At 57.6% G+C, this 24,078-nt stretch carries 28 protein-coding genes and 1 pseudogene; 11 read left to right on the top strand and 18 right to left on the bottom strand.

Annotated elements, in window-relative coordinates; all coding sequences use genetic code 11:
* Positions 1-260: 260 nt before the first annotated feature.
* Entirely contained in the window at positions 261-386 is a 126-nt protein-coding gene (locus ACQZ5Y_RS18065; RefSeq protein ID WP_019567150.1) for a hypothetical protein, read from the bottom strand.
* 2 nt (positions 387-388) lie between these two features.
* On the opposite strand from ACQZ5Y_RS18065, the pseudogene ACQZ5Y_RS18060 reads away from it, so the two are divergent.
* A pseudogene (locus ACQZ5Y_RS18060) lies at positions 389-609 on the top strand (IS5 family transposase); the annotation flags it as partial.
* Positions 610-710: 101 nt separating this feature from the next.
* Here the strand turns inward: ACQZ5Y_RS18060 and ACQZ5Y_RS18055 are convergent.
* Positions 711-1,634, bottom strand: a complete 924-nt coding sequence (locus tag ACQZ5Y_RS18055; protein ID WP_174051275.1) for an AraC family transcriptional regulator — start codon at positions 1,632-1,634, stop codon at positions 711-713.
* 179 nt (positions 1,635-1,813) lie between these two features.
* Between ACQZ5Y_RS18055 and ACQZ5Y_RS18050 the strand changes: the two genes are divergently transcribed.
* Together ACQZ5Y_RS18050 and ACQZ5Y_RS18045 are read left to right on the top strand one after the other, a co-directional pair.
* Positions 1,814-2,437 (top strand): DUF2306 domain-containing protein, encoded by a 624-nt coding sequence (locus ACQZ5Y_RS18050; protein ID WP_174051277.1) that lies wholly within the window; start codon positions 1,814-1,816, stop codon positions 2,435-2,437.
* Positions 2,438-2,441: 4 nt separating this feature from the next.
* Positions 2,442-3,323 carry an NAD-dependent epimerase/dehydratase family protein gene (locus ACQZ5Y_RS18045; RefSeq protein WP_211380954.1) on the top strand — a complete coding sequence of 294 codons (882 nt, stop codon included), beginning with the start codon at positions 2,442-2,444 and terminating at the stop codon, positions 3,321-3,323.
* Between the two features lie 182 nt (positions 3,324-3,505).
* Here the strand turns inward: ACQZ5Y_RS18045 and ACQZ5Y_RS18040 are convergent, their stop codons facing one another.
* Together ACQZ5Y_RS18040 and ACQZ5Y_RS18035 are read right to left on the bottom strand one after the other, a co-directional pair.
* Positions 3,506-4,426 carry an NADP-dependent oxidoreductase gene (locus ACQZ5Y_RS18040; RefSeq protein WP_174051279.1) on the bottom strand — a complete coding sequence of 307 codons (921 nt, stop codon included), beginning with the start codon at positions 4,424-4,426 and terminating at the stop codon, positions 3,506-3,508.
* A gap of 9 nt (positions 4,427-4,435) precedes the next feature.
* On the bottom strand, positions 4,436-4,879 hold the full coding sequence (locus ACQZ5Y_RS18035; RefSeq protein ID WP_019567144.1) for an ester cyclase: 444 nt from the start codon (positions 4,877-4,879) through the stop codon (positions 4,436-4,438).
* Positions 4,880-4,967: 88 nt separating this feature from the next.
* On the opposite strand from ACQZ5Y_RS18035, the gene ACQZ5Y_RS18030 reads away from it, so the two are divergent.
* Positions 4,968-5,882, top strand: coding sequence for a LysR family transcriptional regulator (locus ACQZ5Y_RS18030; RefSeq protein WP_112500389.1), 915 nt, complete (start codon positions 4,968-4,970; stop codon positions 5,880-5,882).
* A gap of 49 nt (positions 5,883-5,931) precedes the next feature.
* Here ACQZ5Y_RS18030 and ACQZ5Y_RS18025 read toward each other — a convergent pair whose 3' ends face one another.
* The 4 genes from ACQZ5Y_RS18025 to ACQZ5Y_RS18010 all read right to left on the bottom strand — a co-directional run bounded on the left by ACQZ5Y_RS18025 (position 5,932) and on the right by ACQZ5Y_RS18010 (position 10,059).
* Positions 5,932-6,423 (bottom strand): ester cyclase, encoded by a 492-nt coding sequence (locus ACQZ5Y_RS18025; protein WP_174051280.1) that lies wholly within the window; start codon positions 6,421-6,423, stop codon positions 5,932-5,934.
* 55 nt (positions 6,424-6,478) lie between these two features.
* Complete coding sequence (locus ACQZ5Y_RS18020; protein ID WP_174051282.1) at positions 6,479-7,378, bottom strand: SDR family NAD(P)-dependent oxidoreductase; 900 nt, start codon at positions 7,376-7,378, stop codon at positions 6,479-6,481.
* Positions 7,379-7,389: 11 nt separating this feature from the next.
* A complete protein-coding gene (locus ACQZ5Y_RS18015; RefSeq protein WP_019567140.1) occupies positions 7,390-8,118 on the bottom strand; it encodes an SDR family oxidoreductase in 729 nt (242 codons plus the stop codon).
* Positions 8,119-8,649: 531 nt separating this feature from the next.
* Complete coding sequence (locus tag ACQZ5Y_RS18010) at positions 8,650-10,059, bottom strand: amidase (protein WP_174051286.1); 1,410 nt, start codon at positions 10,057-10,059, stop codon at positions 8,650-8,652.
* Between the two features lie 109 nt (positions 10,060-10,168).
* On the opposite strand from ACQZ5Y_RS18010, the gene ACQZ5Y_RS18005 reads away from it, so the two are divergent.
* The 3 genes from ACQZ5Y_RS18005 (at position 10,169) to ACQZ5Y_RS17995 (ending at position 12,498) form a co-directional block, all read left to right on the top strand.
* The gene (locus ACQZ5Y_RS18005) at positions 10,169-10,735 is read left to right on the top strand and encodes a TetR/AcrR family transcriptional regulator (RefSeq protein WP_174051288.1); all 567 of its coding nucleotides are present in this window, start codon (positions 10,169-10,171) and stop codon (positions 10,733-10,735) included.
* Between the two features lie 205 nt (positions 10,736-10,940).
* The gene (locus ACQZ5Y_RS18000) at positions 10,941-11,252 is read left to right on the top strand and encodes a helix-turn-helix domain-containing protein (RefSeq protein WP_025591181.1); all 312 of its coding nucleotides are present in this window, start codon (positions 10,941-10,943) and stop codon (positions 11,250-11,252) included.
* The gene (locus ACQZ5Y_RS17995; RefSeq protein WP_174051367.1) at positions 11,245-12,498 is read left to right on the top strand and encodes a type II toxin-antitoxin system HipA family toxin; all 1,254 of its coding nucleotides are present in this window, start codon (positions 11,245-11,247) and stop codon (positions 12,496-12,498) included. Before ACQZ5Y_RS18000 ends, ACQZ5Y_RS17995 begins: the two co-directional genes overlap by 8 nt.
* Before the next feature lie 159 nt (positions 12,499-12,657).
* On the opposite strand, the gene ACQZ5Y_RS17990 is transcribed toward ACQZ5Y_RS17995, so the two are convergent.
* Together ACQZ5Y_RS17990 and ACQZ5Y_RS17985 are read right to left on the bottom strand one after the other, a co-directional pair.
* Positions 12,658-12,972 (bottom strand): addiction module antidote protein, encoded by a 315-nt coding sequence (locus tag ACQZ5Y_RS17990; RefSeq protein ID WP_065689125.1) that lies wholly within the window; start codon positions 12,970-12,972, stop codon positions 12,658-12,660.
* 4 nt (positions 12,973-12,976) lie between these two features.
* Positions 12,977-13,273, bottom strand: a complete 297-nt coding sequence (locus tag ACQZ5Y_RS17985) for a type II toxin-antitoxin system RelE/ParE family toxin (RefSeq protein ID WP_003519134.1) — start codon at positions 13,271-13,273, stop codon at positions 12,977-12,979.
* Positions 13,274-13,879: 606 nt separating this feature from the next.
* Here ACQZ5Y_RS17985 and ACQZ5Y_RS17980 point away from each other — a divergent pair.
* From ACQZ5Y_RS17980 to ACQZ5Y_RS17970, 3 genes are all read left to right on the top strand, one after another.
* Positions 13,880-15,010, top strand: a complete 1,131-nt coding sequence (locus ACQZ5Y_RS17980; protein WP_236763191.1) for a Fic family protein — start codon at positions 13,880-13,882, stop codon at positions 15,008-15,010.
* Positions 15,011-15,205: 195 nt separating this feature from the next.
* Complete coding sequence (locus ACQZ5Y_RS17975; RefSeq protein WP_112683010.1) at positions 15,206-15,460, top strand: type II toxin-antitoxin system ParD family antitoxin; 255 nt, start codon at positions 15,206-15,208, stop codon at positions 15,458-15,460.
* Entirely contained in the window at positions 15,460-15,753 is a 294-nt protein-coding gene (locus ACQZ5Y_RS17970) for a type II toxin-antitoxin system RelE/ParE family toxin (RefSeq protein ID WP_112683011.1), read from the top strand. Before ACQZ5Y_RS17975 ends, ACQZ5Y_RS17970 begins: the two co-directional genes overlap by 1 nt.
* 137 nt (positions 15,754-15,890) lie before the next feature.
* Here ACQZ5Y_RS17970 and ACQZ5Y_RS17965 read toward each other — a convergent pair whose 3' ends face one another.
* The 8 genes from ACQZ5Y_RS17965 to ACQZ5Y_RS17930 form a co-directional block, all read right to left on the bottom strand.
* A complete protein-coding gene (locus ACQZ5Y_RS17965) occupies positions 15,891-16,733 on the bottom strand; it encodes a Pnap_2097 family protein (protein WP_236763189.1) in 843 nt (280 codons plus the stop codon).
* Entirely contained in the window at positions 16,730-17,986 is a 1,257-nt protein-coding gene (locus ACQZ5Y_RS17960) for an MSMEG_0569 family flavin-dependent oxidoreductase (protein WP_174051292.1), read from the bottom strand. Before ACQZ5Y_RS17960 ends, ACQZ5Y_RS17965 begins: the two co-directional genes overlap by 4 nt.
* Before the next feature lie 11 nt (positions 17,987-17,997).
* A complete protein-coding gene (locus ACQZ5Y_RS17955; protein WP_174051294.1) occupies positions 17,998-18,276 on the bottom strand; it encodes an MSMEG_0570 family nitrogen starvation response protein in 279 nt (92 codons plus the stop codon).
* On the bottom strand, positions 18,269-19,240 hold the full coding sequence (locus tag ACQZ5Y_RS17950) for a sll0787 family AIR synthase-like protein (RefSeq protein WP_174051296.1): 972 nt from the start codon (positions 19,238-19,240) through the stop codon (positions 18,269-18,271). Before ACQZ5Y_RS17950 ends, ACQZ5Y_RS17955 begins: the two co-directional genes overlap by 8 nt.
* Positions 19,240-19,779 (bottom strand): MSMEG_0567/Sll0786 family nitrogen starvation N-acetyltransferase, encoded by a 540-nt coding sequence (locus tag ACQZ5Y_RS17945; protein WP_174051298.1) that lies wholly within the window; start codon positions 19,777-19,779, stop codon positions 19,240-19,242. The genes ACQZ5Y_RS17950 and ACQZ5Y_RS17945 overlap by 1 nt, the downstream gene beginning before the upstream one ends.
* A complete protein-coding gene (locus ACQZ5Y_RS17940; protein ID WP_112496443.1) occupies positions 19,776-20,894 on the bottom strand; it encodes an MSMEG_0568 family radical SAM protein in 1,119 nt (372 codons plus the stop codon). Before ACQZ5Y_RS17940 ends, ACQZ5Y_RS17945 begins: the two co-directional genes overlap by 4 nt.
* Entirely contained in the window at positions 20,887-21,876 is a 990-nt protein-coding gene (locus tag ACQZ5Y_RS17935) for a Nit6803 family nitrilase (RefSeq protein ID WP_174041383.1), read from the bottom strand. Before ACQZ5Y_RS17935 ends, ACQZ5Y_RS17940 begins: the two co-directional genes overlap by 8 nt.
* A gap of 68 nt (positions 21,877-21,944) precedes the next feature.
* The gene (locus ACQZ5Y_RS17930) at positions 21,945-22,427 is read right to left on the bottom strand and encodes an MSMEG_0572/Sll0783 family nitrogen starvation response protein (RefSeq protein WP_035201066.1); all 483 of its coding nucleotides are present in this window, start codon (positions 22,425-22,427) and stop codon (positions 21,945-21,947) included.
* A 260-nt stretch (positions 22,428-22,687) separates the two neighbouring features.
* On the opposite strand from ACQZ5Y_RS17930, the gene ACQZ5Y_RS17925 reads away from it, so the two are divergent.
* Positions 22,688-24,058, top strand: coding sequence for an aminotransferase-like domain-containing protein (locus tag ACQZ5Y_RS17925; protein WP_174051300.1), 1,371 nt, complete (start codon positions 22,688-22,690; stop codon positions 24,056-24,058).
* Positions 24,059-24,078: the final 20 nt, after the last annotated feature.

Here is a 24,078-nt window from a genome sequence, read left to right as displayed (position 1 = left end):
AATCCACAGAGATCGGATGTTGCACATCCGATCTACGGTATCGTTCCGGTTTCGTTCGACCTTAGCGTACGATTTCGGACTGCTCTTGTTCCGACCCCAACGTGGCTGGGAAAAAAGCACAGCCCACAGCTCTAATTGCGTCCGAGCTTGTATCATTCATCAGTGCGCCGTCATCCATTCGCGGGCGGGACATGGTGCATCGGCGAGTTCGGCCTAGCTTATCGTCTGGGCAAGGTCACCGCGCGGTGCTGCAGCCCAGCTTAGCCCTTGATGGCGGCGATGATCAGCCACTTGTGGGCGGCGATGAAATCAACGGCGCAGCCGCGACCGGTCGCATACATGAGCCCCATTTCGAATAAGACGTCGGCGTAATTGTCGCCGCCCATTCCAAGGGATCAGGCCGGTCATCCCGCCGAAGACAAACCGGAAAGCCTCGCCCGCCTGCGACTTCAGAAACTACAAGATTGAAACTGCATCGGGATGTTCAATCGGATCAAGCAGTTCCGTCGTGTTGCTACCCGATACGACAAGACCCGAAAATCTTTCGATGGCTTCCTCGCCCTGGTCGCCGCAAAAATATGGTTGCCCAACTTTGTCAACAGGACCTAGCAACGACCTTACGTCGTGAACGCCTGACCCAGCCAATTACGCGCTCGCTCTGTTCGAACAGAGTATCGAGTTCCAAGCAATTTTTGATGTGTGATGCAGCTCTAGACAGCGTTCTCATTGCTCATCCTTGCATGATACTTACGAGGCGAGCAGCCCATAATGCGCTTGAAGGCGGTGCTAAACGCGCTGTCAGAGTCATATCCGACTGCCAGCGCGGCTGAGGCAATTGTTCTGTGTGGCTGCCTCAGAGCGTTGGCGGCTAACATCATGCGCCAGCGCGTCAGATATTCCATCGGACTGGCGCCGACGCTCGCCTTGAAGCGGAGCGCAAAGACAGTGCGCGACATGCCAGCGATCTTGGCCATTGCCGCGACGCTCCATCGATCAGCTGGTTTCGCATGCAGAGCTGCGATGACCGCTGCGACGGGTGGGTCAGCTAACGCCGAAAGCCATCCAACACGTGTGCCGTCCCGCGCTGTGAGGTGCTGGCGCAGTGCCTGGATCAGTATCAGGTGGGAGAGGTGCTCAACGAGAAGATCGCTTCCTGCTCTAGGTGTACGCAGCTCCGCCATCATCCGGTCCAGCGCCCAGCGCATCGCGGTCTGATCTGTTTGGTCGTTAATATGGACAACCGGCGGAAGCATGCCGAGCAGCAAACTCGAATCCGGAGTGTCGAAACCGAAATGTGCGGCACACACAAAACAAGTGCCTCCCTTCTCATAGATAACGACTTCGCCATTGCTCCGGCCAGCGAAGAAAACAGCGGCATCCACGGATGTGAGGCCTTGTTTGCTGCAAATGCGAAACGGACGACCGCTCGGCATTAAGACGCAATCCCCGGCTTTGAGCCGGAGCGGCGTGGCGCCGTCCTCCAGCGTCAACCAACACGCACCTTCCAGCACCGCATAACAGTACAGGCCTTCATGCGGTGGAAACCGGATCGACAGGTCGCCTCCCACATCGGTGGCGCCGGTCTCCAGCCGACGGGGCTTTAGAATGGTCAGGATGTCGGACAATGGATCCATGTTTCGAACGATCTCGAAGATTTCTCGGTCGGATAAGCATAGATGGTTCGTGCAACAAGGGATAGTTTGGAAATCTAAATGATCATAGGAAATCTCATGCCCACACCCCTCGTACTCCGGTTTCGGACATCCTGCTTCTTGAGGATGCTGTGAAAACGGCGCATCTATCTCGATCGCGCTTGGGCCTGTTCGTCTGGGCGTCCGCGGCAACGATCTCAACCGCGGTGGCGCTGATTTCCTATCGCTATCTTCTGGGCCAAGGGCCGGTCCCCCCAAATGTCGCTGCCAACCGGCATTTTGATCCCTGGATCGCGGTGCACGCGGCCGGTGCTGCAACAGCACTGCTTCTCGGACCGTGGCAATTTCGGCCGCGATTAAGAGTACGGTGGCCGTTTCTTCACAAGTGTATCGGTCGCATTTACGCACTTGGTTGCGCGAGCGGTGGCCTAGCGGCGCTGGTGCTGGCGACTGGTCTGTCCTCGGGTCCCGTGGCCGGGGCGGGTTTCGCTGCCCTCGGCTTGGCGTGGCTTATAACGACAGGTCTTGCAGTGCACGAGGTTCTTGCCGGCCGTATTGCATCGCACCGGCGCTGGATGATCCGGTCCTTTGCGCTCACGCTCTCAGCAGTGACGCTTCGTATCTACCTGCCGCTCTCGGACGTCTTCAACGTCGAATTTCTAACAGCCTACCGCACTATCGCATGGGCTTGCTGGCTACCAAACCTTCTGCTCGCCGAGCTCTTTCTCTGGCGTCGTCCGACAAGCGTTCTGTTCGCTCACCCCGTGACAACTTCCAAGGAGTAACTAGATGCGTATCTTCATGACGGGGGCAACCGGTTTCGTCGGCCCTGCGCTCACTGAGCATTTGTCAGCAAAAGGCCACGAGATCGTCGGATTGGCCCGTTCAAAGACATCAGAGCATCGATTACGGTCTCTGGGCGTGCGTCCGCTTGGAGGGAGCATCGTCGATCTCGATATTCTCCGTAGAGGAGCTGCCGAGGCCGATGCGGTCGTCCATCTCGCCTACAGCTTTTCGCCGGGCGACCTACCGCGCCGGCGCTTGTTTGGCGCTCTCCTTGGAGGATGGCCCGGCAACACCGTCGCGAGAATGATGCAGGCGATAACGGCCACGAACGAGGCAGCCATCGATGCTTTGGCCGCGGCGTTGGCTGGATCCGGACGCCCGATGGTGACGGCGTTCGCTACTATGGGCGTGGCCGGCCCCCCAGGCGCGCGCGCCGAACGCCTTGCTGTGGAATCCGATTTGCCCGATCCCCGCTCGCCCGGTCACGTTCGTGCTGTCAGCGAGGCCTTGGTGAGGCAATGGGCGCAGCGTGGCGTGCGGGCATCCGTGGTTCGGCTCGCGCCGTCAGTGCACGGTCGGGGCGACAGCGGATTAATTCCGCAACTCGCGACAGCTGCCCGTAAGAATGGTGAGGTGCTCTATGTCGGAGACGGCTCAAATCGATGGAGTGGAGTACATATCGGCGACGCCGTCTCTCTCTTCGAGCTAGCGCTTGAAAAGGGACGGGCGGGGGGTGTTTATCACGGCGCAGCAGAGGAGGGGGTCACATACAAGCAGATTGCTGAAATCATGGCCAAAGATCTCGGTCTTCCAGTCCGATCCGCAACATCGCTGCAAGCCAAGCGCCAGTTCGGCTTCCTGGCGCCCTTTTGTTGGAGTCGATAACCCCGTCGACAGCCAGCGGACACAGCAAGAACTCGGCTGGCGGCCGGTTGGCCCCGCATTGATCGACGATCTCGAAGGATTGGATTACTTCGGCACGGCATAAACGGTTCACGAGCGCCGAGTGATAAGAAGAAAGAGCCGGGCGAAAACGCCGCCCGGCTTCATTGCTCCCACGAGGGCGATCAGAAACTCAGGATGATCTTGCCACGCGCCCTGCCAGATGCCTGACGCTCGAAGGCCTCTGCGAACGAGGTAATGGGGAAAACATCATCGATCAGGACCGATTGGCCCTTTGCGCCCATCGCCTTGACCAGATCCGAGAGCCGCTTTGCGTTCGATGTGTGAAACACGAATGCACCTTCGACCATGTGGGCGGTCGCCAGTGCCTGATCGGGCGGAGACACGGTGGAAAGCAGCTTACCACCACTGCGCAACACCTCGAAAGAGCGCTGCTGTGTCTCCCCGCCGATCGTGTCCAGCACCACATCGATGTCGGAAACCTTGCGGGCAAAATCCTCGGATCGATAGTCGATGACCTGATCTGCACCCAGTTCGCGCGCGATCTCCACACCGTCTCCCGACGCAGTGGCCATAACCCGGGCGCCAAGGCCCCTGGCGAACTGGATAGCGAAGCTTCCGACACCCCCGGTACCCGCATGCACAAGGACGGTCTGGTCGGCTTGAAGATCTGCCATCTCTAAAAGTGCCTGCCAAGCTGTTCCTGCAGCGGTTGGCAATCCGGCTGCGCTGTTGAGGTCCAGATCTTCAGGAACAAGCACCAGTTGATCTTCCGGCACGATTGCATAGTCCGCAAAGGCGCCACCCGTCGTCGGATCGAGCCGCGCCATGACCCGATCGCCCGTCCGCCACCGCGAGGTCAGCGAGCCTGTTTTCTCGATCGTGCCCGCGAGATCAGTGCCGATGGCCGACGGGAAGCTGAGCGGGAAGTAGGCGTGCACCTGACCGCGCTGCAGCTTGACGTCGAGCGGGTTGAGGGCCGCGGCTGCGATGCGGACCAGCACCTCTCCGTCTTTCGGCTCAGGCATAGCGGCGTCCTGCAGAACAGGGGTTTGCTCATAGTCTGAAAGAATGATCTGTTGCATTGTCAGCTCCTAGTTCTTGACCGGCCAGGCACCCATCTGGGCAAACCAGCCCATCCAGTCTTCCATGTGCCAGGTGTGGGTAATCCGGCCGTTCTCAAAGGCGTGGAACTCATGGATCGGAAGCGAGAATTCGCGGCCGGTCGGGGCGACTCCGAACCAAGCTGCGACGTGGCGGCCGGTAATGACGGCGCGGACCGCTGCCTTGTCCGGCCCGCCGATCACATCGACGATCTCGATCTTGAGGTCAGCGAACGCTTCAGAGAAAGCGGCGATCATGGGTTTGAACCCATCCCGGCCCGCCGCTTGGCCCGGCGCAAGCGGAATGTCTTGCCAGTCCGCGACGACGCTTTCGTCAAGTAGATCAGAGTTTCCTTCAAACGCTTTGTAGAAGGTGCGAAGCGTCTGTAGATCTGCGGTGCTTATCCCGCTGTATGGTGGTTGTTCGTTGCTCATATTAATCTTTCCATGTTGACGATGAGCAACGTACGTCACGCGATTTCATCGTTGAAATCGATATTAGATATGCTGTAACATCCACCGCATGGATTTACATGGTATCGATCTGAACCTCCTTGTTGCCTTCGACGCTCTAATGGCCGAGCGGAGCGTGACGCGTGCAGGAGTAAGGATCGGGCGCACACAGCCGGCGATGAGTGCAGCACTTTCCCGTCTGCGTGCTCTCTTGCGGGATGATCTGTTTATTCGTGGCCCAGACGGGTTGCAGCCGACGCCGCGCGCGCTCGATCTCGCCGAACCTCTCGGCCATGCGCTGGCAGAAATCCAACGAACTCTGGAGTTCACGCAGGTCTTCGACCCCTCTAAGTCAACCGTCACATTCTCGATCGGCCTTTCCGAGCACGCGGCGTTTATTGTCCTGCCAAAACTACTTGCTCTCCTGCGAACTCAGGCGCCGGGTATCGTTTTACGGATCCGCAACTTCGACCATCGCGACGCGGTCCTCTCGCTTCTGGATTCTGGGGAGGCAGATCTAACCGTCGGCGTGCCGCACACGACGGCAGGTCGTATCCTGAGCGAACGACTGTTCGAGGAGAGTTTCGTCTGCGTCCTCCGCAAAGACCATCCGCAAGCAGACGCAGAGCTAACGCTCGACTCGTTTCTCCAGATGTCGCATCTTCTGGTTTCTCCGGAAAACGAGCGTTTCGGGATGGTCGATGCCGCGCTCGGCAAGCTGGGGTTGCGACGGCGCCTTTCGCTGACGCTCCCCCAAATGTACGCCGCGCCGCCGCTCGTTGCGTCGTCCGACCTGATAGCGACGCTGATGAAGGGCGTCGTCGAAGCTTCCGGGTATCGCGAACAGCTTCACGTCCTGAAGCCGCCATTGGAACTTGGAACGGCAAAGTTCGATATGGCATGGCATAGGCGCAACGACGTTCACCCCGCACAGCGCTGGCTGCGTGAGGTGATCGGGTCACTCTTTGAAAAGGCCGACTCCTAGACTGGCCTGTGCCAGAAAGGTTAGATGGCATGCGCGGGTGTAACTCGCCTCAATCCTGGTCGCGCAGCTGGCGCGCGGCGCGCGCCCAGTCTTCGACGTGATATGTCCGGGAAAATCTGCCATCTTGAACTTCGTGGACATCGATGGTCATGATCCGGAAGGCGTGACCGGACTGGGCGACACCGAGAAACTCGCCGACAGGTGTGCCTTGAGCTTCGCTGCGAACAACAATCCTGTTCCCCATCGTGACAACATCCCTGATCTCGAACCTGAAATCCGGTACCTTGGCGATCCGGGCGCTCCATCTCGCGATCGTCGCTTCGCGGTCATCGCAGGCGTTGGTAGAGCCGCAATTCTGCCAATCCTTTGTCGTGCCGCTTTCAAGATGAATGCGCACATCCGCTGATGACGCCGCGGTGAGTGCGTTATAGACAGGCCGCACGACCTCGATCGCCTGCTCGACAGATAAACTGCCCTGTGTAGCAGGAGATGGCGTTGCCAACGCGATGACCAAGCCAGCGGTTTGGAGGATGTCGCTCATGCGTATGTTCCTATGGAAAGTAAGGTCTGCTCGCGATTGCGTGGTCGGGTTCAGACTATGGACGCTTGGGCCTCATCAGGTCGGCTATCCCAAGTCTCTCGAAGAACGAACGCTGCCTGGCGCCGATCAAGGCTTCAATCTCGTCCGTCCCTTTGGCCTGTGGATCGATCGTAATCCTGAACGGTTTCTCTCCGAACGGAAGATCGAGGACATCCTTCACCGCTTTGCCAACGGATTCGACAGTCAGACCGAGGCCTTTGTCGGCATCCAGTACCTCAAGCGCTGTGCCGAGGCCGCGAAGACGATCCGGAAGCTCACCGTATTGGCTGACGACGGCGAGGCTCTCCGGTCCGTGTGCGTCCGCGAAATGTTCCGTGCCGGATGTAAACGCGCCGGGCACGACCATGACACTCTCGATGCCAAAAGGTGCCGCTTCGAAGCTCATCGCTTCAGCCAGAGCCTCATCCGCCGCCTTGCTGGCGATATAGGGCCCGATGAAGGGCTCATGGATGCGCGAGGTCGTGCTGCCAACGTGGACAAGGACGCCTTCCTTCTGCCGGCGCATGATTGGCAGCGCTGCCCGGTTTACCCGAAGCCAGGAGATTGCGTTGGTGTCTAAAATTCTTGCCATTTGCGCAGGCGTGAAGGCTTCGGCAATGCCCACCATCAGCATGCCCGCATTGTTGACGACCACGTCGAGACGGCCGGTCTCGAACAGGACCTGATCGAACGCTGCTCTTATGCTTTCCTCCGAGAGGACGTCGAGCTCAAGCGCGCGCAGGTCTATTTTCTTCTCCGCCGCAAACCGCGACACCTGCTCCACACGGTCCTGGTTTCGATCCTTGAGAGATCGCATCGAAGCGTAGACAATGTGGCCCGCAATGGCGAGCGCCTCGGCGACGGCGCGACCGATACCGGATCCGGCGCCTGTGACGACAATGACTTTCTGGGACATAATGTTTCTCCTTAAGCCAAGCCGCCATTGGCGCGCACGACTTGGCCATTGACCCATCCTGCTGCGTCAGACAGAAGAAATGCGACGACTTCGGCAATGTCCTGTGGCTGTCCGAGACGTTTGAAGGGTGCCGCTTGGGCCATGCGGTCGATCTCGGTCTGGCTCTTGCCCGTAACGAACAAATCCGTTTCGACAGGACCAGGAGCCACGGCGTTGACGGTAATCCGCCGACTTCCAAGCTCCTTGGCAAGCACGCGCGTCAGAGCCTCGATGGCGGCTTTCGTCGCGTTGTAGATGCCGTAGCCTGGAGGGTTGAGGGCAAGCGTCGTGCTGGAGATGCTAACGATGCGGCCGCCGTCGACGATGCGTCGCGCGGCTTCGCGCATGCCGTTAATTGTTCCTCTAAGATTTGTGTCTAGTTGTTCCGACAACCCTGCGTCGTCGAGGTCTTTGATCAGCGACGGCCTGATGATGCCCGCACTGCTCACCAGCGCGTTCACCTTGCCATAAGCGCCTTCCGCTTGATCGAAGAGCGCCTTCATTTCGGCCGCTGATGAAACATCGGCGCGAACCGCATTCGCACGCCCACCTCGTCCGACGATCTCTGCGACGACAGATGCGGCTTCGTCATGATTGTTGGCGTAATTGACGACAATGTCCCAACCGTGTGCGGCAAGGAGCAGGGCGGTGGCGCGACCGATCCCGCGCGATCCACCTGTGACAATAACTGTTCTTTGCACGTGGCGTGCCTCCTTTAGGCTTTCCTTGAGCCATTTTACGGAGGTGTCGTATCGAGATGAAATCGACTTATGGTATGGGTCATCATTTACGCGGTTGATAAAGGTTTCGCCGATCCATACGAAAACTGTCGCTGAGTTTTCGCGCTTTCCATAACTAGGACTGACCGCATTCCGCACGTCATAGGAAGTACTATAGTCGCGAACGCGACACGTGAGGACCGCAGGGAGCCTGCAATGCGGCGGGTGACTTTTTCTACGATGAAGAAGAGGGAACATCCGGCGATCATTTGATCCGTGGGTAGAATTGGCAACTAGCTCTGCGGCGCCGGCATAAGATGGCTTATGGTGTTCATTACATCGGCGTGCGTCTTCCGCTTCTATTTGAGCTAGTTAGCCCGCAAGAGGCGGTGGTCCGCGGTTCGACTCCTTTCAAGGTGAACGCCCCTAAAGGCAATCCTAACCTAATCGCCGATGTGGCGAAGGAACACGGCCTTCCCACTTAAGAACGCCGTGCCGAATAGTTAGTAGCATTCAGAGCTGAGGCCGCATCGCCCGTGTCGAGCTGACGTTTTCAAGCAGGGATGCGATGTGAAGGATAGTCGATTCAGCCTGCCACATACCGACGATCTGGACGTTGATCGGCAATCCTTCCTTACTTGTTCCAAATCGCATAGAGACGCCTGGCAGACCCGTGACATTAAGAGGCACGGTAGCGCCTTGGAGGTAAGTGGCGTCGACTGTCTGGCCATCTATCACAAATTCCTCGACGCCATGCTTATGGGCTGGAATTGGCAAGACATGGGTGATGAGCGCATCGTAGCGTGAGAAGTAATCAGCATAGCCATCACGCAGGCGCTCGGCGGCCTGTTCGGCGTCGATGTAGTCATCCATGGAGGTGTCGGGCAGTGACAGCATTGTCTTTGCCATCTTGTAAAGTTCGTCTTCTCGACGACCAGCGGTCGCCTCACGGAAGGCTGGCTTCATCTCCATAACGTGGAGACGGTTGAAGACGTCAAGCGCGAAGTCCTTCTCCAGCGCGGGGATACCGACATGCTCGACCGAGACACCCAGGCCTTTCAACGCCTCGGCAGCAGCCTTAACTGTGGCGGCAACTTCCGGATGGACAGGGCCGAATCCCGGTCCGACCATCCAACCCACGCGAAGCTGCCGATATGGCTGCCGGCCAATGCCTGCGTCGAAAGGAACCGTGCTGGAGGCGAATGCATCTTGCCCGTCCGGGCCTGCCAGCTGCGAGAAGGCCAGTGCGATGTCACGCACCGAACGAGCCATTGGGCCAACGTGCCAGAAGCGACGCGGCGCACGTGGCCAGATGCCGGTCATCGGCACGCGCCCATGGGTCGCTTTCATCGAGGTGATGCCAGTCTGCGCAGCAGGACCACGGACGGAAATTGCAAGGTCAGTTCCCAGACCGATCGGCGACATGCCTGCAGCGATGGCGGCGGATTCACCGCCGCTTGACCCACCTGGCGTGCGCTCCAAATCCCATGGGTTATTGGAGCGTCCGGACAACAGGTTGTCGCTTTCAATCCAGTAGGAAAATTCCGGCAGATTGGTCTTGGCAAGAAGGATGCCACCTGCCTGCTTCATGCGGGCGACACTTGTGGCGTCACGGTCTGGCGTGCGGCCCTTGAAGATCGGCGAACCGCGCAGCGTCAGGACGCCGGCTGTGTCGATCGAATCCTTGGCGGTAAACGGCACGCCGTGCAGTGGGCCGAGTTCCTCACCAGCAAGGACGGCGGCTTCTGCTCGGCGGGCGGCTTCAAGCGCTCCGTCGGCGACAGTCACGATTGCATTGACCTGGGGGTCGACCGCCTGGATGCGGTCGAGATGTGCCCGAACGACTTCGACAGGCGATACGTCTTTGTTGCGGATGAGTTCTGCCAGCTTGGTGGCATCGGAGTAAATCAGTTCGTTGCTCATGGCGCTCTCTCTAACTAACAGTTGGTAGGCAGTACAGAGCTAGTGCTTTACAAATAGGCCGTCAACCCCTATCTAACATTTGTTAGGATAAAAACGGAGTTTGGGAATTATGTCCGGGAATGCGAGGGAAGCCATACTGGCCGCAGGGCGTTTAAGCGCCCAAGCGCACGGCTATGGGGGGCTCAACATGCGCGAGCTAGCGGCCGAAGTCGGCATCAAGGCGGCCAGCATCTATCACCACTTTCCAAGCAAGGCCGATCTCGCAGCCGCGATCGCAAAGCGCTACTGGCAGGACACGAAGGCGTGGCTCGAAGAAGTCGCCGACGTAAAAGGCGATCCGAAGGCTGCTCTCCGAAAGTATCCGGAGACGTTCCGAATGTCGCTGGAGAACGGCAATCGCCTTTGTCTCGGCAGCTTCCTCGGCGCGGAGTATGATGATCTTCCTGAACAGGTCAGGACAGAGGTGCAGACCTTCGCTGACGTCAATATCGCCTGGCTAGCGGAGCGGCTGCTCGATGCCGGCCTGACGGATGAGAAGGGAAGCGATGCGCGGGCAAGATCAATCTTCGCCGCGATCGCCGGTGCGCAGCTTCTTGCACGCAGCAGGTCCGACATCTCGCTGTTCGACACGATGATCCAAAGCTATCAAGAGGCAGGCATGTTGCCAGGCGGATAGGAGCGGACATTTAAAGTAGGGTGTATTTCGGGTGTGCCTCCAGTTTCGGTGCCTAGATTGTCTCAGTGGAGGAAACAAAATTGATATGTAAGAAGATCTTTTAGCCTCATATGGTCCCTATTAGTGGCATTTGGTTTGACATGAGCAGATGCTGTGAGATACGTAAACATATCATAATGGGAAAGATGAATCGTTAAGGTATCATATGAAGTCGGATTCGGAGGCTCTTCAGGACATAGGGCGGCTGCTCAAGACGTCGCGCAAGACTTTGGGCCTCACCCAGGAGCAGGTTGCGGATATGGCGGGTATATCGCGACCGCGGTACCGAGAGATTGAGGCTGGAGCCAGCGCTGCCCGTACGACCACTCTGATCAACATTGGTCGTGCGCTTGGTCTGGAACTGATGCTCATCCCTCAAGCGATGGTCCCGGCGGTTGAAGCTTTACTGCAGCCAGGTGGCGCCGAAGATGACCTTCCTGCTTTCGTCGCCAGTCCTGATGGTGATGGCAATGTCTGATGCGCCTCTTGATCCAAGATCTATAACCTCACTGGACGTGCTGCTGAATGACCTGAAGGTCGGTATGATCGTGAGGACGCCTGGAGACTTCAACGCGTTCAGCTTTGAGGAGAGCTATCGACAGACGGGTGGGTTCCCAGTGCTCAGTTTGTCATTTCGCGCGGCACATGGGGGTTTGCGGAAGGACCCGAAGCCTGTCGCAAGGGCTTTGCCATCGTTCTTTGCGAACCTTCTTCCAGAGGATAAACTGCGCGAGGCGATGGAGAGGCACCATTCAGGCAGCGTGCGAGCAGGAAATGATTTCGATTTGCTTGCGGCACTCGGATCGGATCTGCCGGGGGCTGTCCGAATTGTGCCGAGCGAAGGCAGCGTTGTTCGTAATGAGGGTTTGACAACCCCCAGACCGAAGGCCCGGTTTTCGCTCGCCGGTGTGCAGATGAAACTCTCCGTCATCAAAAACACAGGCAAGGGCGGCGGTCTGACGATCCCCTTAGGCGACGAGCAGGGTTCATATATAGCCAAGTTTCCATCAACATCATTTCCCGCTGTCTCGGAAAACGAATTTGCAAATCTCGCATTGGCCGAAGCGGTTGGTATGGACGTGCCGGAACGCGAGCTCGTGGAACAATCGCAGTTCGAGGGTATTCCGGAGGAGTTTGAGACATTGTCCGACGGCAAAGTCCTCCTCGTCAAACGTTTCGATCGCGTTGCCGGTGGTGAACGCATCCATATCGAAGATTTCGCTCAGGTATTCGGCGTCTATCCGTCTCAAAAATATGAGGGGGCCGCATATCATGATATCGCTGTGGCTGTTGGGATCGCCGTTTCTTCAGCGGCAGCCCTCGAGTTCGTCCGACGACTGGCTTTGGCAGTCCTGACAGGCAATGGCGACATGCACCTCAAGAATTGGTCGCTGATTTATTATGGGAAGGGCAACAAGCCGGCACTCGCCCCAGTCTATGATGTGCTCTCGACAGTCCCTTACATTCCGTCGGATGCCATGGCACTGTCGCTGGCCGGTGAAAGGCCGTTCAAGGCAATGAACGCCCAGCGATGGAAAGTCTTCGCGCATCGTGCGCGACTGCCTGAAGCTGCTGTGCTGAAGGCTGTTACGGAGACCGTCGAGCGCGTCAACCAGTCTTGGTGGTCTCTGCCTGAACGAGCTGTTCTACCCGATAGAGTGTTGGAACGGATTGATGCCCACATCAAGCTGATGTCGCCGATCCTCGGCACGTGCGCGAATTAGCAATTGGTGTTTTTGCGTAACTCGTTAGCAGTTTCATAGCCTACCAAAACCGACAGGGTCGCTGATTCGAATCCGTTCAAGAGCTTAAACCATGAGAAATCGGCTACCTCGGTCTGTCTCGAGCCCAAAAAGCGTGTAGAAAACGTTCGAATGTGCCGTTCACTTCGCCGCGGCGTTCGAACCGCTGCTGGATTTCAAAACAAGATTTAGCCTGTAACCAAGGGCGTCAGCTACCTTCGCAATCGTCCCAAACTCTGGGTTGCCATCGCCACTTAATGCTCGGTAGAGAGCAGGTCGCGTAAGTCCGGTATTCCGAGAGAGATCCGACATGCCGCGCGCGCGCGCGACAACACCAAGAGCGCGAGCGATATGGTTTGCGTCTCCATCTTCGCTAGCAGCTAAAAGATATTCAGCGATCGCTTCCTCACTCCCAAGGAATTCGGCGGAGTCGTACTCAAATGTCTCAAGTGGCATGCGATTACTCCTTCAATTGCTGTGCTAGTTTTTTAGCTAATCGAATGTCTTTGTCCTGGGTACCCTTGTCGCCACCGCAAAGAAGAACATAAACGACCGACCCGTCCCGGACAAAATAGACACGATAACCAGGCCCATAATTAATGCGGAGTTCGCTCACGCCTTCGCCGACTGGCTTTACATCCCCAGGATTTCCCGCAGCGAGACGGTCAATGCGGTCGGCAATTCGAGCTTGAGCACGAAAGTCTTTTAGCGTTTTGATCCAGTCCGCATAATCACGGGTGCGCCTAATCGTGAACATGAGTTTATGTAACCCATAGGGGACATAAACTCAAGGCGGTGGCGCTCTGGGGGCTGGATGTTTTGATCTTTTTATCACAAATGTCAGCCATATGATTGCCGCGGGTCCAATCTTCATCAAATCCGAATGGCCTGTTTTTCCTGTTGCGGCTGTCCATAGCGTTTTGCCCGCTTTGCGTGGCCTAAGACCGGGCACTCCGAGCGCAAATTGATGCAAATACAAGTGACCCAAGCGACGGGGTCGCCGGTTCGTATCTAATCAAGGCGGGTAAACTAATATGAACATCGCAGTGGAGAGGCCAGAAGTTCGCCAAGATTTGCCAGGGAAGACTAACCGAGTGTCATTGCTCGAGTTCTTTTTGGTGATTGGGTGGGTCGTGTCTTGATGACGGGGCTATAGTACTCGCGACAACATCGGCCAAAAGATCGGCCAAATATGATGGTGAATCGACAAAAATCCCATATATATAAATGATATAAGGAAACTGGATATCGGCCAAAATTACTGTCTAAGAAGCATCTACCCGCATCGAACCGGCGCGTATCGAGCATCCCAGCGGCGAACTGCTGGACCTTTCGCTTGAGATTGTCGCTAGGGCCGAACGACTTGGCCGGGCCCTCCATCCTGACCGCAGCCCAACTGGCCCGCACCTTCAGGATCATGAACACCTACTATAGTAATCTGATCGAAGGCCACAACACCCGGCCACGTGAGATCGAGCAGGCCCTGCAGGGAATTGAGCCCGAGGACGATCGGCGCGACCTCAAGATCGAAGCCGTCGCCCACTATCGTGTTCAGCAGGAGATCGACGAGCGAGAGGCGGCAGGCATGTTGCCTGATCCTGCATCGATAGAATTCATCCGCTATCTTCACCGCGCCTTTTATGATGGCGCAACAGTAAAGATGCTGACGATTGTCGGTAACCACCACAGCTTTGTTATGACGCCCGGCGAATGGCGGCGAGGGGAGGGGCAGGACGTCGAGGTCGGCAGACATTTGCCTCCCGCGAGCGATCGCGTGCCCGATTTCATGGCCTACTTCCATCAGCGGTTCGCCTTCCAGCCGGCTCCAGGAGAAGCGATGATGGCAGTCGGGAGCAGCCGTAGCGCCCGCCTTTTTGCGATGGCGACCGCGCATCACCGTTTCAACTACATCCATCCGTTTCCAGACGGCAACGGCCGAGTTAGCCGTTGGATGAGTCATGCGATGGCACAAGCGGCCGGAGTGGGAGCTCATGGTCTCTGGTCAGTTTCCCGCGGCTTGGCTCGAGGCTTGGCGGGGGGCATGAAGGACGCGCCGAATATAAGCAGCATATGGCTTGGGCAGACGAGCCACGTCAGGGCGACCGCGATGAACGGGGCAACCTTGTCGCTCAAGGGACTGAAACTGTTCACCAGTTGGTTTCTGCGCGTGTGTCTCGATCAGCTCGAATACATGGACAGCCTGTTTGACCTCAAAACACTAGGGGGACGCATCAAGCGTTATGTCTATCGTCAGGAAACTTTGCCTGACGAGTGCGCGCCCTTACTTCAGGAAGCCCTTGTGCGCGGAGAATTTGAGCGCGGAGAGGCTTCGCGTATCACTGGCCTGCCAGATCGATCGGCGCGGCGCGTTCTAAAGGCGCTGACGGATGAGGGCCTGCTTGCGTCAGTTACCGAAAAGGGGCCTGTGTCGCTGCGCTTTCCAGTCCAAGCGCTCGATACCCTTTTCCCTCGTCTCTATCCCGAGGACGTATGACTATTTCGTGTACTGGCGGACCCCTCACTGCTGCCTGAGAAGCGTCCAGAGGAGGATTAATGATACGCCAAATAGCAGCTTAGCCGAATCAAGCGTGCAGCGGTCGGTTCCCATCAAGAGCTGTAATTGCGACCTCATCATTAGTTTGACAAACTTTGCCATCAGCAAGTATGTTGAGGCATTAGGGAGACTTGAATGGCGACGATGAATGTATCTCTCCCAGACCTCATGAAAGATTGGGTTGAAGCACAGACCAAGACTGGTCGATACTCGAACGCGAGCGATTATGTCCGGGACCTGATCCGCAGACACCAAGCGCGTACGGACAAGATTGCCGAGATGCAGCGATTTGTCGACGACGGGATCAGAAGCGGAGTTGGTAGCCGTTCAACGGAAGAGTTGTTTGCTTTAGCCACTTCTCGAGCTGACATCAGCCGCGGACGAGCGTAATGCCATTTAGCCTATCTGTCCAAGCGGAAGAGGATATTATTTCCATTGCAGAAGAAGGCATCCGCATCTTCGGAGCACTAGTCGCCAGACAATATCACGATGAGCTTTTTGCCTTGCTCGAACTCATCGCCACCAACCCAAGAATGGCACGCGAACGCCATGAGATTTCTCCTCCTGTCAGGATCTATCCTTTCAAGGCTCACCCTGTCGTGTACCGCGTCATTGAAGACGGGAGCGTATTCGCCATCCGCATACGGCACGGCCATGAAGATTGGGCGGGAGATTCTTTCTAACCAACCACTTCGCCGAATTTATAACATATTGGTCGTAAGTGCGAATCTCATCAAGAGCTAGACTAAGCAAGACGGTATCGCATGAGTTGCCGTAGCAGCATTTGAAGCCGACATTTCTTTTCGATTGCGTCGCGTTGTTAAGCGGTTATAGAGCTGTCGTTCCCACGGTCGAAACGTACGCGCATCAACGCCAAAGGTCGACAGTCTTGACAGTTCAGGAAGACTTCATACCCTGACGGCAGCTTCTTGAAGTTGATTTCCATCCATTCTCCCGGCTCTACATTACCCAGATAAACTACATTCCGCGAGGCGATCATCCCGGTATGCATCTCTCCTGCTTGGAACAATCCCCGGTCAGCTAAAGCGCTGTAGCTCGGGAAATAGAGAAGTCTGGCGGCATTGAAGTCTGTCGCCGGGCACGGCAGGACCATCTGTGTTTGTGACATCCCGGAGAGTTTAAAATTGTTGTTGCGAATGTCTCGCGTGGCGGCCGAGGCCATCTCGGCAACGCGACGAACCGCGAGGGGCGCCTCGGGCGGCATCGCTAGCGCTCGCGGGCTCCGCCGGACGACAGATCGGTTGATCCCCGGTTCGGAACGTCCCACAAAGGTCGAGACCAAAATCATTCGACCGGCAATGTTGCTGCCTACGTAGATGCGCAAAAGCGACGCCAGACGCCCGTGACCGACGCGGAAGAGATCCGCGGCCAGTGTCATCTCCCCGCCCAATCGTGGAAGATGAGGTCTTACGAACTGCAAGCTGGTCGCACAAAAAGCCGCGTAGAGTGGCTGGCCCTCTGAGCAAATGAAAACAGCATCCCGCTGCCCCATAGCGCGCGCAATCAGTCGCCAGTGCAAATCACCCGCACGTCTCTTCAGCCATTGCTCCGAAATGCCGCTGTACCCCATTTCCGCCATTCCTAGCACGTGGCGTTCGATTAGCTCCGACCCCTCGTGCCTGGCGAGCTGAACAGTGCTCATGCAGCCAGCCTGTTCTTTTGGAGTGCTACTATTTGTTCGGCGAGATACCGGCTGTCCTCGTCGATGCCAAGAAATCGGCCGGAGCCCCATGTGTTCAGCCAGCCAAGACCAATAAAATACAGACCAGGTGCATCGGTTACACCGCGACGAAACACCGGCTTGCCTCGCTGATCCAGGCAGTCGACCTTCAGCCACGAATAATCCGGGCGGAAACCGATCGCCCAAATGATCGACGTTATGCCTGCCTCCGTCAGATCAACTTCGGTGATTTCTTGAGCGGGACGCCAAACCTTTTCAAATGGGGGCTCCTCTGGAGCATTAATTGCCTGCGTGGCGATCCAGGCATCGATTTGCTTGCGTATACCCAGGTAGCTCCGATCAGCATCATCAAGGTTCTTCTCGAGGTCGGGCAGGAACATCATCGTTGTGCCGGAGCCACCCGCGACCGATCCGTATAGCCGAACGCCCTCCAGGGCGTATTTGCGCAGATCGATCTCCTTGCCGCCGTCGCGCCCGGACATGTAATGGTTGGTCTGGGTCAAGGCTTTGATGGGATCGGGATGGGTATCGATCGTGACGGCATACGTTCCTGCATCGTAAAGCCAGTCGGTTGCGTCGCGCCCGCGGTATTTGCGCGGGCTGCGCGGAGCGGGCCCTACTGCCAGGTGCACTGGACGACCTTCCAGATGAAAGTCGTCCATGATCTGCACGCCAGATTGCCCTGTGCCCACAATCAAGGTTCCGCCATCTGGTAGTTGCGACGGACGCCTGTAATCGCGCGAGTGCATCTGTAGGATAGAAGCGTCCAGATCTGCCGCGTAGGACGGCACGATAGGGTTGTCGTAGCCGCCCGTGGCAACCACAACCTGGTCTGCAGTCAAGTTGCCAGAGCTAGTCTCGATCCAGTATCCACCACTGTCGCGAGGCGAGACATGCGTGACGTCCACCCCCTCGCGCAGCGGCGGATTGAAGCTTTCGGCAAAACCGTCCAGGTAATCGACGATTTCCTCTTTCAGCATGAAGCCGTCCGGAGCCGTGCCTTTGTAGGGCCAGCCTGGCAACCGGCACTGCCAGTTTGGCGTGACCAGACAGAAGCTGTCCCAGCGATTGTTGCGCCAACTCTCGAACCGTTGACGGCGCTCAAGAACGACATGCTCGACCCCTTCCTGCATGAGATACCAACTGACAGAAAGACCAGCCTGGCCGCCTCCGATGATGAGAACTGGAACGTGCGGTACAGTATCGTCGGTCATAACAAACCCTTTCATGACATCGAGAGGCAGGTGACCTTGGCGTCAGCCGGCTGAGCGGCAGCTGTCGTTTCGATCTTTGCCAGTTGGTCGAGTGCGGATGAGCAGGCGAAGCCGAATTTCGCCGCGACGCGGTCTGATGCCTCGTTCAGCCCGGTGCGGGCACGGTCGATAAATTCAGTCAGCGGATAGGTGCATCCGGCTTCGAGATGGTGCGTTATGGCGGTCGAGGGCGAGTAGCAGCTCTCCTCCGTCCCATCAGGCCATCGGATTGTAAAGCGTACTTCAGGCATGGGCTATCTCCTTTGCAAGCGCGATATAGGGGGCTGCCGCGTAGTCCCAGAACGTTGCCCTGGCGCCACCGCTCGTCAGATCGATCCGGGAACTGTCCGTTGCGTGACCGATGGCAGCTGCGCTGATGTCCCGAGCGCCAAATAGTGAGCAGACCTCGTTTGCACGTTCCCGCCGAACTGAAAGGAGGAAGCCAAAACTCGGAAATGTGCGCAGCCAGCGCTCGACTGCAACCCCTGCCGGAAGCGAAATGTCAGCAAGCTCGATGTCAAACCCGCAGCGGGAGGATTCGGCCAACATAAGCGCGGTGCCGACAATGCCGCCCTGGCTGATGTCTTTTCCGGCATCCACCAGACCAGCCTCGGCGAGCTCCGGCAGGATCTCGTAGTCGCCACGCAATCGTTCATGAGGTGCATCAAGGGCCGCGCACCAGTTGTCGAAGCTCGGCCGGTAATGACCGCGATGATCGACGGCTGCGATAAGCACATCTCCAGGGGCGGCCGCAAAGCTGGAAATCAGCCTCTTTGCACGTCCCGTGACGGAAACGGCAAGATTGAGATCTTTGCTGCGGAGGTTGGTATGCCCGCCGACGATCGGCACGCCGTAGGCCATCGCTGCGTCGCGAAGGCCGGCAAGCAGGGGCCCGGCGGATGCTGTATCCGGAGCCCACACGGTGTCGAGCAGTGCGGTCGGGCGTCCTCCCATCGCTGCGATGTCCGAAAGGTTCACCATTACACCGCACCAGCCGGCAAACCACGGATCGTCCTGCACGAATTGCGGCATAAAACCTTCGCCAGCCAGCAGATCCCAGGTGCCGTCCATGGCTCGGATTGCTGCGGCATCGTCGCCGGGCATTCCTGGTGCTCCAGCAGACAATGAGAGCGCCCGCGTCGTGCCTGCTATGTCAAGTTTGCTGCGAATAGACGGGTGAGCTGCGAGTGCTGCCGCCAATGCATGGACATCCATCACGACCTCCTTGCTCTAGTCGACCAGCCGGTGGCCGGGTCACATGTCGGGGGATAATGGTCGAGTGAAGCCAGCATGTGCATGTGCCGCACGCCATGCAGGTCGATCTCTCCTTGCGGCTCCCAATGCAGCCGGCGAAAAAGAGGTACGTTCTGAAGCTGGACATGGGCGTGAAATTCTAGGCATCCGATGCCGTTGGCGGTGCTTACCGCAAGCCTGATCAGCTCCGCACCCAGCCGACCAACTCTACGGTATGCAGGGGCGACCGCGAGCCGCGATCCCCACCAGATGCCGGGTTCTGGCTCATGGATCCTGACAGTGCCCACGACGTCCGCAGGCTCGGCCGCCAACGTGGTGATTGCCGCAAGGGGGATGGCACGAGCGTCGATTTCGTCGTGGTCGCTGCCGACGAAGATGCGCTGTTCCTCTACAAACACCTGGTGTCGAAGACGAGATACCCCTTGAAGTTCCCAGGTTTCCGACGCTGCCCGGATGATGAATTCAGGGCAGATGAAGGTGGAGTGATCCATGAGGCTCATGCCGGGATCCTCAGTTTCTCGTAAGTTGAGAGCGCCGAGCACGCACCGCATTTTCCGCAACCGGCCTTGATATCCGAGGCCTTAAGTCCGCCGTCGATGATGATCTGCGACAGGGGAGCCAGGATGGAGGCCATGAAATCGGATTTCGGTGCGGGGTGACTTTCTAGCGGTGTGCCTGAGATAGGCACGAACGGGACGACAAATGGGTAGACGCCCATTGCAACCAGTCGGGTAGACATATCCAGGATGGCTTCACGCGTATCGCCAAGACCCGCCAGGATGTAGGTCGAGACCTGGCCCCGCCCAAACACTTTGACTGCGGCCTCGAAGCTGGAAAAGTATTTTTCAAGCGGAACGCTTGCCTTGCCCGGCATGATCCGATCGCGGACTTCAGGTGTCACCGCTTCAAGGTGCATCCCCAATGCGTCTGCACCCGCGTTCTTCATTCGCTCATGCCAGACATCGTCTTCCGGAGGCTCGCATTGCACCTGAATCGGCAGGTCGACGACGGCCTTAACCGCGCGCGCACTCTCTGCCAAAACGGCAGCACCGCGGTCCTTGCCCGCAGGTGTGCCAGTGGTCATCACCATGTGCTTGACGCCGTCGAGTTCGACGGCAGCCTTTGCGACCTCTGCCAGTTGCGCGGGAGTTTTGTGCGCGACAGTCCGGCCGGCGGCAAGGCTTTGGCCGATCGAACAGAACTGACAGGTCTTCTTGCGGCTTTCATAACGAATGCAGGTCTGCAGAATGGTCGTGGCAAGTACGTCGCGCGAATGAAGAACTGCGATCTTGTTGTACGGAATGCCGTCTGCCGTGATCAGATCGTAAAAACGCGGCCGATTGGGAAATCGAATTCGGGCGACTTCTGATCCTTCCCTGGTGATGCGCGCGCGGCCCTCGGCATCGGGCGCTTCCACGAGATAGGGACTGTCGAATGCGGGTGCGGTATGTACCGGCACCATCACGGTTGTGTCTCCGAAATTGACCGCCTTATGGTCGGAAGGACCTGCGCCACCGCGCCTGCTCTCGTGGCCAGCACGCGGATCGACGAGACGCATTCCTCGTGTCTGGAGGTCGTTGATGAGTTCCGGATCTATCGATGGCAGCTCACGCATCCTGAACCTCCTCAAATAGCTTGTCTTGCTCTGCATCGGGAAAATCGCCTGAAAGGCCGACCTGCTCGCGTGCGCGTGCGGGCGTCGTGTCATGAACAAGGTGCAGCAGTTCAGGCCGAGCATAGTGTCCGACCGAATCCATCATTCGCTTGCGCTTGGTAATGAGCCGCATGTCCAGATCGCCGATCAGGATGCCTTCGCCCGAGGTCAGCGGCGGTACGACATGGCGTCCTTCCGGCGTGATGATGCAGGTCATGCAGCCATCGCGCAGCCCCTTTTGCAAGGCGGGGTCCGGATGAATAGATGCGATCTGCTCCTCGCTCAGCCAGCCGGTGGCATTGACCACGAAACAGCCCGATTCCAACGCGTGGTGGCGCATGGTGACTTCGATTTGCTCGCCGAATATCGGGCCGACCAGTGAGCCCGGGAAATGAGAGGCGTGAATTTCCTCATGCTGGGCCATCAGAGTATAGCGGGCCAGAGGATTGTAATGCTCCCAGCATGCCAGGGCACCCACGCGACCGACGGCAGTGTCGACAACCTTCAAGCCGGCGCCATCGCCTTGGCCCCAGATCATCCGTTCGTGATAGGTCGGCGTGATCTTGCGACGCTTGAGTTTCAGGCTGCCATCCGCGTCGAAGATCAGCTGAGTGTTATAGAGCGAGCCGTGGTCGCGCTCATTGACGCCAAGGACGATAACCGCACTGCGTTTGCGCGCGGCGTCCGCGACGGCCCGTGTTTCTGCTGATGGTACCGTGACTGCTTCCTCATAAAGCCGAAGATGCTCAGGGCCTTGCTGGACTGGTGGCAGAACGAAGCTGAAATAGGGATACCAGGGCACGAAGGTCTCGGGAAATACGATCAGCTCGGCGCCTTTGTCAGCAGCTTCGGCGATTGCATTGAGGACCCGCTCGACGGTGCCGGCGCGTGACGTCAGGTCGGGCGCGATCTGGACTGCTGCGGCACGTACTGTTTTGGGCATGACTGGCTCCTTTGAATAACCTGGAACGGCGCACCCCGTTCGCTGCCGAACGGGGTGTTGAGGTCAAATCAGACGGTCCATGTGTCGATGATCAGGGCGTTGGCCTTTTTGTGCAGAAGCACGCAGTCCAGGACGTCCTGAGGCAGGATCGGGATGATGCCGGGGATCAGAGCCGGTTCGCCGTGCCCATAAAGGGCCTGCAGAGCGAAACGACACGCATAGACCTTTCCGCCTTCCTTCATGAAGCGCTCAAGGTTCTTGTTGAAGTTCAGATGACCGGGAAAGGCTTCATCACCGAGCTTGGGGAAGCCGCGCTGGATCCCCAGTGTCACGCCCGGGCCGTAAAGAAGGATCGAAGTCTCGTAGCCTTTCCGCTGCAGGCGAATGGCGTTGAGAATGTTCACAAGCCCGATGGAGCCTTCGAACGCCATCGTGTGGAAGGTTACGAGCGCCTTTTCACCAGGATCGGCTTTTACGTCCTCAAAAACCTTGGACTCGTAGTCGACAAAGAAGTCACCATCCTTGTGCGGCGGCTGCGTTACTTCAGGCATGTCTGCATCTCCTTAAGCGGGGTTGATGCAGAAACGATACGAAGGAAATTGAATGAATCAATAATCAGTTCAATGTCCATACAATAATTTTTCTCAATTTCGTAATTTTGCATTCTCAATATGCGAACTGCCTAAGAAAACAGCGTAAACGACGGACATTTGCTAAAATTCTGGGCGAGCTATTGTCTCGAATTTCAGCTTGAAAACACAATTTTCTATCCATACAATATGAAACAATCTTAACTCGGACGCGAAATAAAATGTTGAAATGGATCCCGCAACTCCGCCCTGACGGCAAGCCACGTTATCTTCAAATAGCCGATGCGATAGAACTGGCGATCAAGCGCGGCGATATCGCGGCCGGTGACCGACTGCCACCACAGCGTACGCTCGCCGAGCGTCTTGGGATCGATTTCACGACCGTCAGTCGCGCCTATAACGAGGCGCATTCGCGTCGCCTTGTGGAGAGCCATGTCGGGAGGGGCACCTTTGCCCTTGGTCGGCCGAAGGAGGAGCATCGGATCGATCCACGTCGGGCCAGCGACGAGGATTTGTCAATGAACATGCCTCCCGAACCTCAGGATCCGGACCTTGTGGCGCGGATGCAGGATGGGCTGCAGACTGTCTCAGCCAACCTGATCTCTCTTCTCCGTTACCAGTCCACGACCGGAGGCGAACAGGATAAAGCGGCAGCGTCTTCATGGCTTTCAAAAAGAGGGATGGTGCCAAGTCTTGAACGGATTGCAATAACACCCGGAGCGCATGCGACGATGACGGCGCTTCTTTCAACGATGACGAGACCGGGCGATGTTGTCCTGTGTGAGGCTGTGACGTATCCCGGTCTGAGAGCGATCGCAGCTCGTATGGGATTGCAACTCGTGGGAATTCCGATGGATGCTTCCGGCGTTATGCCGGATGCGCTTGACGCCGCTATTCATTTGCACCAGCCGAAGGCTCTTTATCTCAATCCGACGGTTCAAAATCCCACGACGTTGACCGTTCCACGGGACCGGCGCATGGAAATTGCCGAAGTGCTTCTACGCCACAGGCTCCCCTTGATTGAGGATGATGCATATGGCTTCATTCCTGCCGCAGCACCCGTTCCCTTTGCTACTCTGGCTCCCGACCTCACCTGGCACATCGGCGGTTTGGCAAAATGCCTTGGCGCAGGCCTGCGCCTCGCCTATACCGTTTCGCCTAGCGCAAAGGCTGCGTATTCCCTCTCCCAGGCAATGCGAGCTAGCGCTGTAATGCCGTCACCGATCTGCATGGCGCTCGCGACGCGGTGGATTGAGGACGGAACAGCCGACGCCATTCGCCGGTTTGTCCGGGCGGAAAGCGCTGTTCGTCACGAGATAGCGGTTGATACTCTTTCGGGCTTGGACATCAAAGGTGAGCCGGAGGCCTTCAACATTTGGCTGAAGCTGCCAACGGGGGCGAGCAGGGCGGAACTGATGGGGCGCATGGCAGGGCGTCATATTGGCTTGATGCCGTCGGACGCATTTACCGTTCTCGGCACACCTGACGAGCATGTCCGGGTATGCCTCGGCGGCGTCATCAATCGCGAACAACTGCGCGCAGGGCTGCTTTTTATGGCGAATTCGCTTTCCGGCTCCGGCTGGATGGGCTGACGGTGCACGTCAGCCTCCTT

Source organism: Agrobacterium sp. A3-95, from assembly GCF_053521785.1.
The sequence above is the reverse complement of the archived record's forward strand: the minus strand, read 5'-3'. Positions and strand labels throughout refer to the sequence as shown.